Origin of the sequence: Dyella jiangningensis, from assembly GCF_003264855.1 — a bacterium.
GTDB lineage: Bacteria > Pseudomonadota > Gammaproteobacteria > Xanthomonadales > Rhodanobacteraceae > Dyella > Dyella jiangningensis_C.
In genome coordinates this window covers 1,646,656-1,662,373 of record NZ_NFZS01000001.1, presented here as the reverse complement: position 1 = coordinate 1,662,373, position 15,718 = coordinate 1,646,656, and the positions used below count along the sequence as shown (strand labels likewise).

The window sequence follows — 15,718 nt, the reverse complement described above, 5'->3', positions numbered from 1 at the left end:
TGCGTCAGACGTCGGAGCCCCGCTCCAGCGCGCGCCGCACTTCTTCCAGCGCATTGGGATCATCCAGCGTCGAAAGGTCGCCGGGATCGGTGTGTTGCACCAGCGCCTGCAGCGAGCGGCGCAGCAGTTTGCCCGAACGCGTCTTGGGCAAGGCGTTGACCACATATACGCGCGCGGGCTTGGCCACGCCACCCAGCTGCGATACGACGCGTTGCTGCATCCCTCGCGCCACCTCGGCCGATGGCTCGGAAACGCCCTGCTTGAGCGTGGCGAACACCACGGGCACCTGCCCTTTCAATTCGTCCTGCACGCCGACCACGGCCGCTTCCGCACAGGCCGGATGGGTCGACACCGACTCCTCGATCTCACGCGTGCCCAGGCGATGCCCGGCCACGTTGATCACATCGTCGGTGCGCCCGAGGATCGTGGTGTAGCCGTTCTCGTCGCGTATCGCCCAATCCAGCGAGCTGTAGAGCAGCTCGTTGAAATGGCTGAAGTAGCTGTTGACGTAGCGTTCGTCGTCGCCCCACACCGTGGTGAGGCAGCCCGGCGGCAGCGGCGGCACGAACACCAGCACGCCCTTCTGCTGTGGCGGCAGTTCTTCGCCGGTGCCTTCGTCGATCACCTTCATGCGGTAGCCGGGGCTCGGCAAACCAGGCGAGCCGAATTTCACCGGCTTGAGATCGAGGCCGGGCATCAGCGTGATGGCCGGCCAGCCGGTCTCGGTCTGCCAGTAGTTGTCGATCACCGGCACGCCGAGGCCTTCGGTAATCCAGTGCGCGGTCGGCTCGTCCAGCGGCTCGCCAGCCAGGAACAACCATTTCAGTGCCGATAGGTCGTACTTCTTCAGCCAACCGGCGTCCTGCTTTTTCAGCACGCGAATGCCGGTGGGCGAAGAAAACATGGTGCGCACGCCGTAACGCTCGCACAGCTGCCACCAGATGCCTGGATCGGGATGCGTGGGAAGCCCTTCGTACAGCAGCGACGTGGCGCCACCGATAAGTGGTCCGTAGACGTTGTACGAATGCCCCACCGCCCAGCCCACGTCGGAGGTGGAGAACATCACCTGTCCCGGCGCGATGTCGAACACGGTGCGGATCGACAAGGCCATCGCCACCGCGTAGCCGCCCACATCGCGCTGGATGCCTTTCGGTTTGCCCGTGGTGCCAGAGGTGTACAGCAGATAGCTGGGCTCGTTCGATTCCAGCCAGGCGACCGGCACCTCCGCGCCTTCGTACGACGCGCGCAGGCTGGCGTAATCGAGATCGCGGTCGGCGACGCGCGTCATCTGCGGATCCAGGCCACGATCGACGATCAGCACATGTGGTGGCTTGTGCGTCGCCTCTTCCAGCGCGGCATCGACCAGCGGCTTGTACGGAATGACCTTGCCACCGCGCATCCCGGCATCGGCCGCGATCAGCAACGCGGGCCGCGCATCGTCGATGCGCAGCGCCAGGTTGTGCGACGCGAAGCCGCCGAACACCACCGAGTGGATGGCGCCAATGCGTGCGCACGCGAGCATCGCGAACACCGCCTCGGCGATGTTGGGCATGTAGATCACCACGCGATCGCCCTTGCCCACGCCCAGCGAGGCGAGCACGGCGGCGAAGGTGTTCACTTCGCGATAGAGGTCGCGATAGGTGAGTTCGCGCGTGATGTTGGTTTCGGTGGAAATCGCCACCAGCGCCAGCTGTCCGCCGCGCTCTTCCAAGTGCCGATCGATCGCGTTGTAGCAGAGGTTGGTGGTGCCACCGACGAACCAACGGCGGAACGGCAGGCGAGAGGTATCGAGGATCTGCCGGGGCGGCGTTTGCCAGTGGATGCGCTCGGCCTGTTCGGCCCAGAAGGCTTCGGGTTCGTCCACCGAACGCTGGTAGAAATCCTCGTAGCGCATCGCTTGCACCTCGGCTCAGGCTGCTGACCGGATCTAGCCTAGTTCAGCAGCGCGAAACGGGCCTTGCGACCTTGGTCGAGTCGTGCCCCACGTGATCGCCGCAGCGGGCGACCACGCAGCCTGGTCCGTCAGAGGCAGGAAACTGCCGCGTCGCGATAGGCGGAGTTGTAGTCCTTCTTGATGTCCTGGGTTTCGTACATCATCACCTGCGCGCCCGTGCCATCGGCGGTCACTTCGACCAGCTCATGCGCACCGGCCTTGTCGTTCGCCGACACCATGCCCGACTGGTCCTTGTGCGAGGCGCTGGCCTCGGCCGTCTCCGCCCACTTGGCACGCACGCATTCCAGGTAGGTCGGGATGTCCTTGTTGGTGCGGCTGCTCATCTTGGGCGTGGTGTCACGCAGGCCGTGGGTGCCGCCACAGGCGGTCAACAGGGCACAGCAGGCGGCGATCGCAAAGAGTTGCTTCATGTCGGCATTCCAGTCGAGGATCGCCAGATTTAACCATGAAGCGCCACCCGACGGAGAGGCTTGACCCTCACGTCGCGTGAGCCCCCAGAGTGCCCGGCACGCAACGAGGACATCACCATGGAACTGACGGTCGGCGAATTGGCCAAGCGCAGCGGACTTACCGTCCGCACGCTGCATCACTACGACGCCATCGGCCTGCTGGTGCCCTCGCTGCGCTCCGCTGCCGGCTACCGGCTGTACGACCGGGCCAATATCGAACGCCTGCACCGTATCCAGGCCCTGCGCCAGCTGGGCCTGCCGCTGGCCGACATCGGAACCGCCCTGTCCGGGCCGCAGGCGCCGCTGGCCGAGGTGATCGATCGCCAGATCGCCCAGCTCGATCACGAGATCGCCAACGCCAGCCGCCTGCGCAGCCAGTTGGGGCGCCTGCGCGCCCAGTTGGACACCGGACAGGCCCCCGACCTTGCCGATTGGCTGGAGACCCTGCAGACCATGTCGCTCTACGAAAAATATTTCTCCCCCGAAGAACTGAAGACACTGCCGCTGCACACCGATCCGGACGTGCTGCCGCAATGGAGCGCGCTCGTCACCGCCGTGCAGTCCGCGATGGATCGCGGAGCGACCGTCGACGATGCGGACGTCCATCTGCTCGCCCTGCGCTGGATGGCCATGTTGGAACGCGGCACGGGCAACAACCCCGCGTTCCTGCTGCGGCTGCATGCGATCAACGAGCAGGAACCGCAGATGCGCGAGCTCAGTCGTATTTCCAAGGCGCTGGAACGCTTCGTGGAACAGGCCGTGATATCGGCGCGACTGGCCATCTTCGCGCGCTACCTGGACGAGGACGAGATGCAGCGCGTGCGTGCGAACTACGGCCACCAGATGTACGACTGGCCTGCGTTGATCGTCGAACTGCGCAAGGTCATGGCGGAGAACCGCCCCGCCGACGATCCTCACGTGCAGGTGTTGGCGCAGCGCTGGATGACCTTGTTCCGTGCCTATGCGGGTGACGATCCATCCACCCATGAACGCATCCGCGAGGCGTATGCCAAGGAGCCGGATCTGCGTCGAGGCAGCGCGGTGGACGAAACCCTTATCGCTTATCTGCGCGAAGCGTGGACCCACCAGCCACTCCAGTGAGAAGCGACGCGCGCCCCCATCCATGTCGACGTGCTAGGTTGGAGGCGCGCTTTCATTCATGCGAGGGGACGACATGCGACACCGCAAACTTTCACGACTGGGCGGATGGATGCTGGTGGTGGCGCTGGCCATCGTCGCGCCGATGGCACGCAGCGCCACGGACGATGCGACGCAGATCCGCCAGATCATGACCGACCAGCAGACGGCGTGGAATCGCGGTGACATCGATGCCTTCATGCAGCCCTACAAGGACGCGCCGGACACGACCTTCATCGGCTCGAAGATCCGCAAGGGCTATCGCCCCATTCTCGAGAATTACAAGAAGAACTACGCGTCGAAGGAACAGATGGGCACGCTTTCGTACTCGGACATCGAGGTGCGTCTGCTGCCCTGCGCCGACGGTCAGGCGGCCTATGCGATGGTCACGGGCCGTTTTCATCTGGACCGCACTGCACACGGCAGCGCAGCCAAGGACGATGGCGTGTATTCGCTGCTGTGGGAGCGCACATCGGCCGGCTGGAAGATCGTGCTCGATCACAGCAGCTGAACCCACCATCCGATCGTTGGCGTTGTGCCGGATTGCGATGCCACGCGACCACAAAGAAAAAGGCGGCCCAGGCCGCCCTTTTCGTACCGGCGTAAGCCGGCTTACTTCTTGGCGAACAGGTGCTCGACGCCGGCGCGCTCTTCGCGCAGTTCTTTGTCGGTGGCATCCATGCGGGCGCGCGAGAAATCGTTGATTTCCAGGCCCTGCACGATTTCGTACTTGCCGTTCTTCACGGTCACCGGGTAGCCGTAGATCACGCCCGGCTTGATGCCGTAGGAACCATCGGACGGGATACCCATCGAGGCCCAGTCACCTTCCGCGGTACCCAGCGCCCAGGTGCGCATGTGATCGACGGCGGCCGAGGCAGCCGACGCGGCCGAGGAAGCGCCACGCGCCTTGATGATGGCCGCGCCGCGCTGCTGCACGGTCGGGATGAAGTCGCTCTCGTACCAGGCCTGGTCGACCAGCGACAGCGCCGGCTTGCCGCCGACGGTGGCGTGGTGCAGGTCCGGGTACTGCGTGGAGCTGTGGTTGCCCCAGATGGTCATCTTCTTGATGTCGGTGCTGTGCTTGCCGGTCTTCTCGGCGAGCTGCGACAGCGCACGGTTGTGGTCGAGGCGGACCATCGCGGTGAAGCACTTCGGATCCAGGTCCGGGGCGTTCTGCTGGGCGATCAGCGCATTGGTGTTGGCCGGGTTGCCGACCACCAGCACGCGCACGTCACGCTTGGCGTGATCGTTCAGTGCCTTGCCCTGCGGGCCGAAGATGGCGCCGTTGGCTTCGAGCAGATCCTTGCGCTCCATGCCCGGGCCGCGCGGACGCGCGCCGACCAGCAGTGCGTAATCGACATCCTTGAAGGCGACGTTGACGTCGTCGGTGGCGACCACGCCGGCCAGCGTCGGGAACGCGCAGTCGTTGAGTTCCATCACCACGCCCTGCAGCGCGGGCAGCGCCGGGGTGATTTCCAGCAGGTGCAGGATCACCGGCTGGTCCGGACCCAGCATGTCGCCCGCGGCGATGCGGAACAGCAGGGCGTAACCGATCTGGCCGGCAGCGCCGGTAACGGCAACACGAACAGGGGCTTTCATCGGGGAGACTCCTTCAACTTGGGCTAACTAACTAAAGACAAGGCCCGCAACCAGTGGATGCGGGCCCCAAGACCATCAGGTCAGTTCTGCGAAGAACGCCTGGATGCGTTCCAGCCCGGGCTGCAATTGTGCGGTCGGGCAGGTATAGGAAATGCGCATGGCACGCGCCTCGCCGAAGGCCGAGCCCGGCACGCAGGCCACGCCCTTGGCTTCCAGCAACGCGGCGCACAGATCGACATCACTCTCGATACGCACGCCGTTGTGGCTCTTGCCGAAGGCCACGGAAATATCGGGGAACGCGTAGAACGCGCCCTGCGGATACGGGCACACGACGCCGGGAATCGCGCGCAGCGCGTTCACCACGACGTCGCGCTTGCCGGCGAACTCCTTGCACTTCGCTTCGGGCACGTCCTGCGGGCCGGCGAATGCAGCCACCGCCGCGGCGGTGATCACTTCCGGCACGCTGGTGATGTGGTTGGAGTTGAGCGTGGTGATGGCCTTGGCCACGTTCTCGGGGCCCGCGATGAGGCCCACGCGCCAGCCCGGCATGCCGTAGGTCTTGGACACCGAGTCGACGAAGATCAGGCGGTCCTTCAGCTCCGGCTTCAGATGCACGAAGTTGTGGTAGCCGATGCCGTCGAACACCATCGAGTTGTAGATGTCGTCGGTGACGATCCAGGTGTCCGGGTACTTCACCAGCACGTCGGCCAGCGCGGCGATTTCATCGCGCGTATAGACCATGCCCGTCGGGTTGGACGGATTGTTGAACAGGAACACCTTGGGCTTGCGTGCCAATGCGGCTTGGAGCTGCTCGGGCACCAGCTTGTAGTTCTGGTCCGGGCCGCAGTGCATCACGTTCGCCTTCACGCCGACGATATCGGCGATGTCGCGATAGGTGGTCCAGTACGGTGCGGCGAAGGCGATCTCGTCGCCCTCGTCCATCAACGCCTCGGCCAGGTTGTACAGCACCTGCTTGGCGCCGATGCCGATGGACAGGTTCAGACGGCCATAACCCTTGAAGCCCAGCTTCTCGATATGTACCAGGAAGGCATCGAGCAGCGCGTCGGCGCCGCGATTGCTGCCGTATTGCCCGGAGTCGTGCTGGAGCGCTTCGCGTGCGGCGGCGTACACATGCTCGCCAGGAAGGAAATTCGGTACGCCGATGGAGAAGCTGATGATGTCGCGGCCGGCAGCCTTGAGCTGCTTGGCCTTCTCGGCGATGACCATGATCGCGCTGGGTTTGGCGCGGCCGACACGCTGGGCAAGCTGGGGCATGACTTCCTCTGGGTGGGCGAGAAGACAGCAAACCCGGCGATTTTAGCATGCGGCGGCGCGTCATCCCCTTATCCCATGGTCGGCCCCTACGCCGACCGGACACGTGCGTATGCCCACGGGCGGGCGCATGATGGCCCGGCCGACTGGACCTGGCCGGCACGGCGGAGAAAGGGGCAACGGGCTGGCCGGAGGCCGCCCGGCAGGACAGCTCAGGAAACCTTACGAACACTCACCAAGGACATACGAATATGCACTGGCTCTGGGTGATCATTGTCGGTCTGGTCGTAGGTGTGATTGCCAAGGCGCTGACGCCTGGCAAGGAAGCGATGGGGTTCATCATCACCGCCATCCTCGGTATCGCCGGCTCATTCATTTCCACCTACATCGGCGAAAAGCTGGGGTGGTGGGGCGAGACCGGTTTCGTGCATTTCCTCGGGTCGATCGGCGGCGCGGTAGTGCTGCTGGTCATCTACCACGCCTTGTTCCGGCGCAACGCCACCGCGTGACAGGCTTGCCCCGGCGGTGCTTCGTGCGCCGCCGGGCCTTTGAAAACCCGGGATCAGGCGGCGCTGCCGCCGAACAGCTTGCCCGCCAGCGAGGCGAGCGAACCCAGGTCGAAACCGCCCTGCCCCTGCGCCGGCACCTGGCCGTCCGGGGTGAGATGGTCCACCGCATGCGGCAGCACCTGCGAGAGCTGGCCGAGCAACTGGTTCTGGTCGACGCCCAGCTTGCCCGCCGCTTCCTGCAGCAGCGAACCCAATCCGCCGTTCTGCAAAGCCTGGCCCAACTGGTCGCCGGATACCGGCTGGTTGGCGCCCGTGCCCACCCAGGACTGCGCCGCCTCGCCCAGCCCATGCTGCTGCAGCATGGACACCAGGCCCTGGATACCGCCCGCCTTTTCAATCAGCTGGCCTGCGATCGACACCAGCGACGAACCACCGGCCTGGCCGCCCTGGGCACCACCGAGCAGATCATTGAGGAATGACATGACCACATCTCCTTGCGAATGGAATGACGCACACCGGGTGCGGACTGGAGCCCTTCGATTCTAGGCCGGCGTCGGGCGCATCACCATGACAGCGGCCATAAAAAAAGCCGCCGTTCTCGCGAGCGGCGGCTTCTTCACATCGGGCGAACGAACTCAGCGCTGGTCGAGCACCGCGTTCCATTCCTGGACCCGGTCGGCCTTGGCGGCGAGCAGCGCGTCCACGTCGCCTTCCACGGTGACCTTCTCGATGGTGTCGCCCTGGCGGATGGCATCGACCACCGCCTGGTCTTCCGGGCCCACGACTTCGCCGAACACGCTGTGCTTGCCGTCCAGCCACGGCGTGGCGCCATGGGTGATGAAGAACTGGCTGCCGTTGGTGCGCGGACCGGCATTGGCCATCGACAGCACGCCCGGCTTGTCATGACGCAGCGAGGGATCGAACTCGTCCTCGAAGCGGTAGCCCGGGCCGCCACGGCCGCTGCCTTCCGGGCAACCACCCTGGACCATGAAATCGGCGATCACGCGATGGAACGACAGGCCATCGTAGTAGCCGCGACGCGCCAGGTTGACGAAGCTGGCCACCGTCACCGGGGTCTTGTCATCGTGCAGGCGCAGATGGATGGGGCCGCGGTTGGTGGTCATGGTGACGTTGATGGTCATCGGGTTTCCTTGTTCACATAGGCAGCGCGCAGGCCGAGGTCAGCCTGCGGGTTCGCAAGGATAACCCAGGCGGCGTCATGTGCAGGTCTCCGCTGGCTTGCAGTTAAGACAGTGGTTTATTTGGGCCCCAGCGTCCAGGCCGCCGGCATGCCGAGCGAGGCGCTGGTCAGCTCGCCGCTGCCGCGGGGTTGCGGGGTCGGCACGGGCACCACGGCGGGCCACGGTGCGCCGTCATAGAGATGGGCCCAAAGGCGATCCAGCGCCGCATATCCATAAGGTAGGAGCGGCACGTGCTTGTCGCCAAAACCGGGCAATGCGAGGAACGCATCGAAATGCTGCGCGTAGGGCACCTTCCAATACAGCGGGTGCCCACCCTTGCCTCGCAGCCAATCCACGTAGGGTTCGGACGTGAACGCCGTGGGCAACAAGCCGTCGGCGGCGCCATGCACCACCCATACCGGCAGGCTGGCGCGCGCGGGCTTCACGGCAGTAGCCGCCACGCCGTCGCGCAGGGCCTCTGTGCTTGCTTCGTTGTCCTCCCACAGCGCACGCAGGCAGCGGGCGCCCGGCAGCGTGGCATCGGCCGAATGATCGGTACCGCCGAACAAGCCCACGCCATTGCCCGGGGGAATGCCCGACGCGTCCGCCCACCACCCGGCCCTTACCACCGGGTCGGCTACGCCAGGCACACCTTTCGCGCCGATGGCCGAGTAGTGGAAACCGCAGGGCATATCGTCGGCGCCGCGCCGCATGTAGGCGGAGGCATAGGCCGCCGTCACGGCGCGCCACAGATCGAAGGCCGTGGTCGAAGCCGCCGTGGTCATCGCTTCATCGGTCCAGCCACCGGCGCGCAAATGTTCGTAAGCTTCGCTGGCCTGCGCCGCCACGCGGGTGCCGGACACCAGGCCGTGCTCATGCAACTGGTGGCAACGCTGTGCCCAGGCCGGCGGTACCTCGCCCTTGGGCGTGCGCGCCAGGGGCGCACCGTCAAAGCGTGGGTCGGCCAGTGCGCAGGGCAACCAGAGCGAGGCTTCGGTGGCGTAGTCGAACAACGCGCGGCCCTGATCAGGCACGCGCACGTTCGGCTCCAATGCGACCACCCCAGCCAGCACGCGATCATCGTCCAGGCCCGCGGCCTGCAGCACCGCGCCACCACCGTTGGACAAGCCGGTCGCGATGATGCGCGTGTTCTGCGCGGTGAACGGTGCCTGGTCGGGAAACGCGCGATCCAGCATCGCCAAGCCGAAGCGCGCCGCCTGCAGCACGTGGCGTCCCCAATCAGCCTCCGGGTTGTCGCCCGAATGAGCATGCTTCACGGCAATGTTTCCGTGCTGCACGGAGGCGGGTTCGAATTCCAGTGTCGCCGTTCCGCGCTTGGCGCGACCGCCGTCGAGCGCGACGCCCGTGTCATCGGCCGGGTCGAAATAGCCCGCACCGGTTCCCTTGTCCGTATAGGCCACGGCACAGCCGCGTGGCAGGCCCCAGGCCCCGGCGAGCGCGATGGCGCCATACACGCCGCGCGAACCGGACGATGCAGTGACCACCAGGCAGCGTCGCGCACGATCGAATCCGTCGGGCACCTGCAACAACACGCGATGCGGCGACTGCGCGCCCGGAATCCAGGCGAAAGCCTGGTACTCGCGCCCCGGCACGTTCGGCACGGCGCCATACACTTTGCCGAAGCCGCCGAGCGGCCCGAGATCGGCGATGCCTTTCCAGCTTGTCTGGATCGCGCGCCGACGCAATTCGGCCGCGGTCGGCTTCGACAGGGACGCGAACGTGGACTGGGTGCCGGCCAGGCCGGCCAGCCCGAGCCCCGCGCTGAGAAGGTCGTCGTCGCCTCGGTGCTCGGTGACGCGAACCTCGCCGCGAACGAAATCGGGGGCATGCATGCCGGTTTCCTTGGTCATGGGTGCGGACGCGCACGATGCCAGCACCGGCGCGAGCAGCAGCATCCATCGGGGAAGGCGTCTGGTCATGCCGTCCACCATAGCAAGTGATTTCGCCCCTACCATCGTACGAAAGTCCAGCACAGCAGCGGTCGCCACCGGGTGAGGACGTGACTTTCTGATCTCGACGCAGGCCTTTGGCCCCGCTAACGTCGGCGGCCATGACACGCCTGCTGATCGCCGACGACCATCCGCTGTTTCGTGCTGCGCTGCGCCAAGCCGCCAACGCAAGCGTCGACGGCTGCGTGGTGAGCGAAGCCGCCGATCTGGCCGGCGTGCTCGACGCCCTCGCCGGCGATCCGGACACCGATCTCGTACTGCTCGACCTGCACATGCCGGGCAGCCAGGGCTTGTCCGGCCTCGCCACCTTGCGCGGGCAGCATCCCAGCGTGGCGGTACTGGTCGTCTCCGCGCACGACGAGCCGCGCACCGTGCGCCGTGTACTCGACCACGGCGCGGCGGGATTCATTCCCAAGAGCGCCAGCCCGCACGAGATCGCCGAAGCCATCCGCCATGTGCTCGATTGCGGCCGCTGGCTGCCGCCAGGCCTCGCCCAACGCGTCGCCGCCCTGCCCGCCGATCCCGTCGATATCGATCTCGCCGCACGACTCGCGCGGCTCACCGAACAGCAATATCGCGTGCTCGCCCTGCTCGGCGAAGGCCTGCTCAACAAGCAGATCGCCGACCGGCTGACCATCCAGGAACGCACGGTGAAAGCACACGTCACCGCCATCTTCGAAAAGCTCGGCGTGCGCAACCGCACGCAAGCCGGCGTGCTGTTGAGATCGCTGGATCTGGCGGATTCGGTGAGGTTGTAGCGGAGGGCGTCTTCGCGTCGCGCGCGACAGATCCCTTGTAGGAGCGCACCCAGTGCGCGATAAGCCGACGGAGCGGACACGCCATCGCGCCACGGTCGCCCACTGGGTGGGCTCCTACAACAAAGCGAGTCCTTCACCTTCACCGATCTTTGTAGGAGCGCAGCCAGTGCGCGATAAGCCTACGGAGCGGTGACGACGTCACTCTGCGGTCGCCCACTGGGCGGGCTCCTACAACAAAGGCGAGCCCTTCACCTTCACTGACGCTTGTGGGAGCGCACCCTGTGCGCGACACCCTAAGCAGCGACACACCGCCGCTTGCATCTGCAAGCCTCAGGCACACCGACAAAAGATCACGGACCGCGAAACCCTCACCACCTTCCCACTGCCACCCGCTGCAGCACCTGCCTCAGCGCCAGCGGTTTCAACGGCTTGTACAACACGCCGATGCCTCGATCGAGCAGGCGTTGCCGCAGTTCACCGTCGCGGTCGGCGGTGAGGATCAGGGTGGGTACGCCCAGCGCGTCTTCGCCCAGTTCGTGCAGAACGTCCAACCCGGTGCGCCCCGCGTCGAGGTGGTAGTCGAAGATGTGCACGTCGGGACGCCACGGCGCGCACTGCGCCTGCTCCATCGTGCGTGCCGCGTGTACCTGCCAGCCCCAGCCCGACAGCAGCACGCTCAACGCGGAAAGAGCCGCCGGTTCGTTGTCCAGCAACAGGGCGCGGCCGGCCGGCAGTGGCTGGGCTTCGATCGGCGTTACGGCGTCGCGAGGCAGCGGATTCGCCCGCGGCACACGCAGCTCGAACATGCTGCCGCGCCCGCTCCACGATCGCAGTCCGATGGGATGACCCAGCAAGGCCGCCATGCGCTGTGCGATGGACAACCCGAGACCGAGGCCCTGTCCGCCGGCCGTGCTGCCGCGGCGGAACTCCTCGAAGATCGAGCGCTGCTCTTCCGGATCGATGCCCGGACCGTTGTCCCACACCTGCAAACGCAAGGACTCGCCCTGCATGCGCACGCCGAGCAACACACGCCCCTGCTCGGCATAACGCAGTGCATTGGAGAGGAAGTTCTGCAACACACGGCGCAGCAGCTGCGGATCGGAGTGCACCCACTGTCCACTGCCGACCACATCGAATCGGATACCGCGATCACCAGCCAGCGCCTGGAATTCCGCCGCCAGCGGATCGAACACATCCGCCAGGGGAAAGTCGCGCGGCTGCGCCTGCAGACGTCCTGCCTCCAGTCGCGCCATGTCGAGCAGACCGGCAAGCAGGCCTTCGGTGGCGGTGAGCGCGCCATGGAGATGCCGCGCCGTATTCGTATCGTTGCCGCGCTCGGCCAACGTATGGGCGAACAATTGCGCGGCATGCAACGGCTGCATCAGGTCGTGGCTCACTGCGGCGAGAAAACGGCTCTTCGCCTGGTTGGCGCGCTGGGCGTCCGCGGTCGCCGCGGCCAATGCCTGCGTGCGTTCGGTCACGCGCAACTCCAGCGTCTCGTTCGCGCGCTTGAGTGCGTCTTCAGCCTGCCGGAACGCCGTGACGTCGGTGAAGGTCGCCACGAATCCGCCACCCGGCATGGGGTTGCCGCGAATTTCCACGATGGTGCCATCGGGAAAGCGCCGCTCCGACAGATGCCGCGTGCCCGCGCGCATGTGCGTCAACCGGCGTTGCACGCGCGACTCGGATTCGCCAGGCCCGATCATGCCGCGATCGACGTTGTAGCGCGTGAGATCCGCCACGGGGCGACCCACGTGCAGCAGTTCGGCGGGGTAATCGAACAGGCTGGCGTAGCGCCGGTTCCAAGCCACCAGGCGAAGCTCGGCATCCACCACGCAGATGCCCTGGCTCATGTTCTCCAATGCCGCTTCGAGCACACGCTGGTTGAAGCGCAGGTCCTGCGCGGCCTCGCCCACGATCGCCGCAACGGTGTCGATCTCGTCGCGCCGTTGCTGTCGCACCACTTCCAGCAGCAAACGCGCAGACGATGCGCCGATGACGGCCGCCAGTTCGTGTTCCACCGCGGCGATACGCGTGCCACCCGCCACACCTTTCGGCGCCGCATCATCGAAGAGGCGCGCCACGCGCTCCGGCGGAAGAAATCGCGTCGCCAGCGCCCGCAGTTCCGGCAGGCCGATATCGCCCACACTCACCGACCGCATCGCGCGGCCGAAACGCGAGCCGGCCACGGCCAGCACGACGGCAACGTTCGCGATCAGGCTCAGCACCACAGCTCGCCCGAGACGACTCCAGTCGTCCAGGCCGAACAGCCCATCCGGCGCGAGCCACGCCAAACCAAGCGGTCCTTCGTGCCACCACGCCGGGCCGTGCGATTGCATGGTCGGCAGCAGCACATACAGCCAGACCAGCGTGCCAACGGCCAGGCCCGCCGCCACGGCGCGTGCACCCAGTTGCGGGCGATAGACGGCGATGAGCAATGCAGGAGCGAGGCCGGCCAATGCGGAAAAGGAAATCGCACCGATATCGGCCAGCGCGTCGTTGCGCGCCAGCACGCGGCTATAGCCCCAGGCCAGCAGGATCACCGCAAGAATGGCCACGCGACGCTGGTTGATCACCTCGCCGCGCAGGTCGCCGCGTTCATCGCGGCCCCAGCCCGCCCGCACGCGCAGCGGCGCAATGAAGTGGTTGACGATCATCAGGCTCAGCGCGAGCGTCGCCACAACCACCATGCTGGTGGCCGCGCTGAGTCCGCCGAGAAACGCCACCAACGCCAGGCCGTGCTGCCCACGGGCAAGCGGCAAGGCCAGCACGTAAAGATCCGATGGCACGCCACCCGGGCCGAGCCATGCATCGCCCAGCCGCGCCAGCGGCAGGATCGGCAGCGAGATCAGCAGCATGTACAGCGGGAACAGCCAACGCGCGGTACGCAGGTGCGAACCGTCACGGCACTCGACCACGCCTGCGTGGAACTGGTGTGGCAGCGTGAACATCGCCAGTGCGCCGAGCAGGATGAGCGCCGGAAATCCCGTGCTGTCGTGCTGCGTGCCGGCGCTGGCGATCAGCGTGCGGCTCGCGGGCGACAACACGAGCGTGCCAAGCGCCAGCATCGCGCCCAGCTTGAACAGCGACTCGAACGCCATGGCCAGCACCAGGCCGCGGTTGTGCGCCATCACCGATGCGCGCCGTGTGCCGAACAGCATCGCGAACAGGGCCATCAGCAAGGCGACGTAGAGTGCGCTGTCCTGCCAGGGGTCGGCTTCCGACAACTGGCCGCGGCTCAGCATGCCGTAGCTCATCGCTACCGCTTTCAGCTGCAGTGCGATGTACGGCACGATGCCGATCAGCACCACTGCCGTCACCAGGGCCGCAAGACCTGTGTGCCGACCCAGGCGCACGGCGATAAGGTCGGCCAGGGAACCCGCGTTGTAATCGCGCGCCAGCTGCACGAGTCGTCGCAATACCGCGATGGCGAACACATACATCAGGATCGCGCCCACGAACGTCGGCGGCAGCCACCATCCCGAGCGACTGGCCTGCGTGACCGTGCCGTAGAAGGTCCACGAGGTGCAGTGGATCGCCAATGACAGCGCGTAGATCACCGCCCAGCGGCGCTCGAACAGGTGCGGGCGCTTCTCGCCGAGCACGGCGACGCCGAACAGCAGACCAAGCCAGACGAGCGCGGCGAGGGTGATGGTGCTGGCGGTCAGCATGGGTGCATATCACTCCCTCTCCCCTCCGGGGAGAGGGTTGGGGTGAGGGGCCAGTCTTGCCTCAGTACTGCAACCGTGCCGCAAGCAGTCCCAAGGAAGAAAAGCGAGCGCTTCGCACATCGACACTTCAACGCGAGCACCCGCCCCTCACCCCAGCCCTCTCCCCGGCGGGGAGAGGGAGTCAATGGCGAAGTCCGAGCGCCTGGACAGCACCGATCAGCCAGCGCAATTGCACGCCCTGGCGGCTGTCGTAGTGTTCCCCCGAGTATCCCCACCAGTCCCAGCATGCCTGCGGATTCATGGGCGCGGTGCTCGCGCGGGTTTGAGGATACAGGACGGCCACGTCGTAGGCGTCCGCCCAGCGATTGAAGCCCGCATCCTTCACGAACGCCTCGCCCACCGCATCGGCGTTCTGCTTGCAGCCGTGGAAGGCGACCAGCAGTCCGCAGCGTTTGCCGGCGACGCAGTCCGGCGGCAGATAGATGTAGCCCTCCGCGGCGAGAAACGCATCGGCACCGTCGGGCCGGTATGCATCCTGATTGAAGCGCCGCAGTTCGCCCTTTGCCTCATTCGCACCACGCGGTGCCTTGCCGAACAGGCGGCCGAATATTTCTCCCGCGGCATCGAAACCGCAGTGGCCGAGGTACGGCGATACCGATTTGTCGCAATCGTCGCCCGTTGCGGCAATCGGCAGGTTGTGCGCGAAGGCGCGATGGCCATCGTTGGTGACCTGCAAGTTCTTCAAGGTGGGGTCGCCCTCACGCAGCGCTTCATAGAAACGCGCGCCGGCCTCTGCCACCACGGGCGACACGAGCGCATCGTCCTTGCCATGCAGCAGATACACACGCCCGTGTGCCAGATACTTGAACGCGCCGATGTCGCCTTTGGCCGAACGATCTTTCGCCCTGGCGGCCAAGGCAGCCGCGTCCGGTGCGGGTACGCCCTTCATGCACGTGCTCAGCGCGAGATCGAGGCGACCCGCGGCGCATCCGAACGGTCCGGCGGCGACGATCGCCGCCGCCGGAAACCATTCGGGATACGCCATCTGTACCTGCGTAGCCATATAGCCGCCCGAAGACAGTCCCGCTACCGCCACGCGTGCCGGGTCGAGCTTCAACGAGGGCAATCGCGGTGCATCGTCGGCGCGGGCAATGCCAGTCAGCATCAGTAACACAGCCATCAGCCCAGTGAAGCAACGCATGCGCATCTCCTTGATCA

The 15,718-nt window shown here is 66.1% G+C and carries 13 protein-coding genes; 4 read left to right on the top strand and 9 right to left on the bottom strand.

The annotated features are described in order from the left end of the window. Window positions 1–4: 4 nt before the first annotated feature. Window positions 5–1,894 (bottom strand): propionate--CoA ligase, encoded by a 1,890-nt coding sequence (gene prpE / locus CA260_RS07450; protein ID WP_111981960.1) that lies wholly within the window; start codon window positions 1,892–1,894, stop codon window positions 5–7. A 128-nt stretch (window positions 1,895–2,022) separates the two neighbouring features. After that, window positions 2,023–2,364: a hypothetical protein gene (locus tag CA260_RS07445; protein WP_111981958.1), complete on the bottom strand. Its 342-nt coding sequence runs from the start codon at window positions 2,362–2,364 to the stop codon at window positions 2,023–2,025. A gap of 117 nt (window positions 2,365–2,481) precedes the next feature. Between CA260_RS07445 and CA260_RS07440 the strand changes: the two genes are divergently transcribed. Together CA260_RS07440 and CA260_RS07435 are read left to right on the top strand one after the other, a co-directional pair. After that, window positions 2,482–3,504, top strand: a complete 1,023-nt coding sequence (locus CA260_RS07440) for a MerR family transcriptional regulator (RefSeq protein WP_111981956.1) — start codon at window positions 2,482–2,484, stop codon at window positions 3,502–3,504. 73 nt (window positions 3,505–3,577) lie between these two features. Beyond that, window positions 3,578–4,051 carry a YybH family protein gene (locus tag CA260_RS07435; RefSeq protein WP_238149639.1) on the top strand — a complete coding sequence of 158 codons (474 nt, stop codon included), beginning with the start codon at window positions 3,578–3,580 and terminating at the stop codon, window positions 4,049–4,051. 101 nt (window positions 4,052–4,152) lie between these two features. Here the strand turns inward: CA260_RS07435 and CA260_RS07430 are convergent, their stop codons facing one another. Both CA260_RS07430 and CA260_RS07425 read right to left on the bottom strand, forming a co-directional pair. After that, complete coding sequence (locus tag CA260_RS07430; protein WP_111981952.1) at window positions 4,153–5,139, bottom strand: malate dehydrogenase; 987 nt, start codon at window positions 5,137–5,139, stop codon at window positions 4,153–4,155. Window positions 5,140–5,214: 75 nt separating this feature from the next. Continuing rightward, window positions 5,215–6,414, bottom strand: a complete 1,200-nt coding sequence (locus CA260_RS07425) for an aminotransferase class I/II-fold pyridoxal phosphate-dependent enzyme (protein WP_111981947.1) — start codon at window positions 6,412–6,414, stop codon at window positions 5,215–5,217. Window positions 6,415–6,662: 248 nt separating this feature from the next. Here CA260_RS07425 and CA260_RS07420 point away from each other — a divergent pair, with 248 nt between their 5' ends. Next, window positions 6,663–6,920: a GlsB/YeaQ/YmgE family stress response membrane protein gene (locus tag CA260_RS07420; protein WP_038619608.1), complete on the top strand. Its 258-nt coding sequence runs from the start codon at window positions 6,663–6,665 to the stop codon at window positions 6,918–6,920. Window positions 6,921–6,973: 53 nt separating this feature from the next. Here CA260_RS07420 and CA260_RS07415 read toward each other — a convergent pair whose 3' ends face one another. The 3 genes from CA260_RS07415 to CA260_RS07405 form a co-directional block, all read right to left on the bottom strand. Next, entirely contained in the window at window positions 6,974–7,402 is a 429-nt protein-coding gene (locus tag CA260_RS07415) for a YidB family protein (protein ID WP_111981941.1), read from the bottom strand. 153 nt (window positions 7,403–7,555) lie between these two features. Next, window positions 7,556–8,062, bottom strand: a complete 507-nt coding sequence (locus CA260_RS07410; protein WP_111981935.1) for a peptidylprolyl isomerase — start codon at window positions 8,060–8,062, stop codon at window positions 7,556–7,558. Window positions 8,063–8,178: 116 nt separating this feature from the next. Beyond that, the gene (locus tag CA260_RS07405) at window positions 8,179–10,041 is read right to left on the bottom strand and encodes a D-(-)-3-hydroxybutyrate oligomer hydrolase (RefSeq protein WP_238149638.1); all 1,863 of its coding nucleotides are present in this window, start codon (window positions 10,039–10,041) and stop codon (window positions 8,179–8,181) included. Window positions 10,042–10,172: 131 nt separating this feature from the next. Here CA260_RS07405 and CA260_RS07400 point away from each other — a divergent pair, with 131 nt between their 5' ends. Then, entirely contained in the window at window positions 10,173–10,829 is a 657-nt protein-coding gene (locus CA260_RS07400) for a response regulator transcription factor (protein ID WP_111981927.1), read from the top strand. A 368-nt stretch (window positions 10,830–11,197) separates the two neighbouring features. Here CA260_RS07400 and CA260_RS07395 read toward each other — a convergent pair whose 3' ends face one another. Both CA260_RS07395 and CA260_RS07390 read right to left on the bottom strand, forming a co-directional pair. Then, window positions 11,198–14,500, bottom strand: coding sequence for a hybrid sensor histidine kinase/response regulator (locus CA260_RS07395; RefSeq protein WP_111981925.1), 3,303 nt, complete (start codon window positions 14,498–14,500; stop codon window positions 11,198–11,200). A 181-nt stretch (window positions 14,501–14,681) separates the two neighbouring features. Next, window positions 14,682–15,701, bottom strand: a complete 1,020-nt coding sequence (locus CA260_RS07390) for an extracellular catalytic domain type 2 short-chain-length polyhydroxyalkanoate depolymerase (RefSeq protein ID WP_111981923.1) — start codon at window positions 15,699–15,701, stop codon at window positions 14,682–14,684. Window positions 15,702–15,718 lie beyond the last annotated feature (17 nt).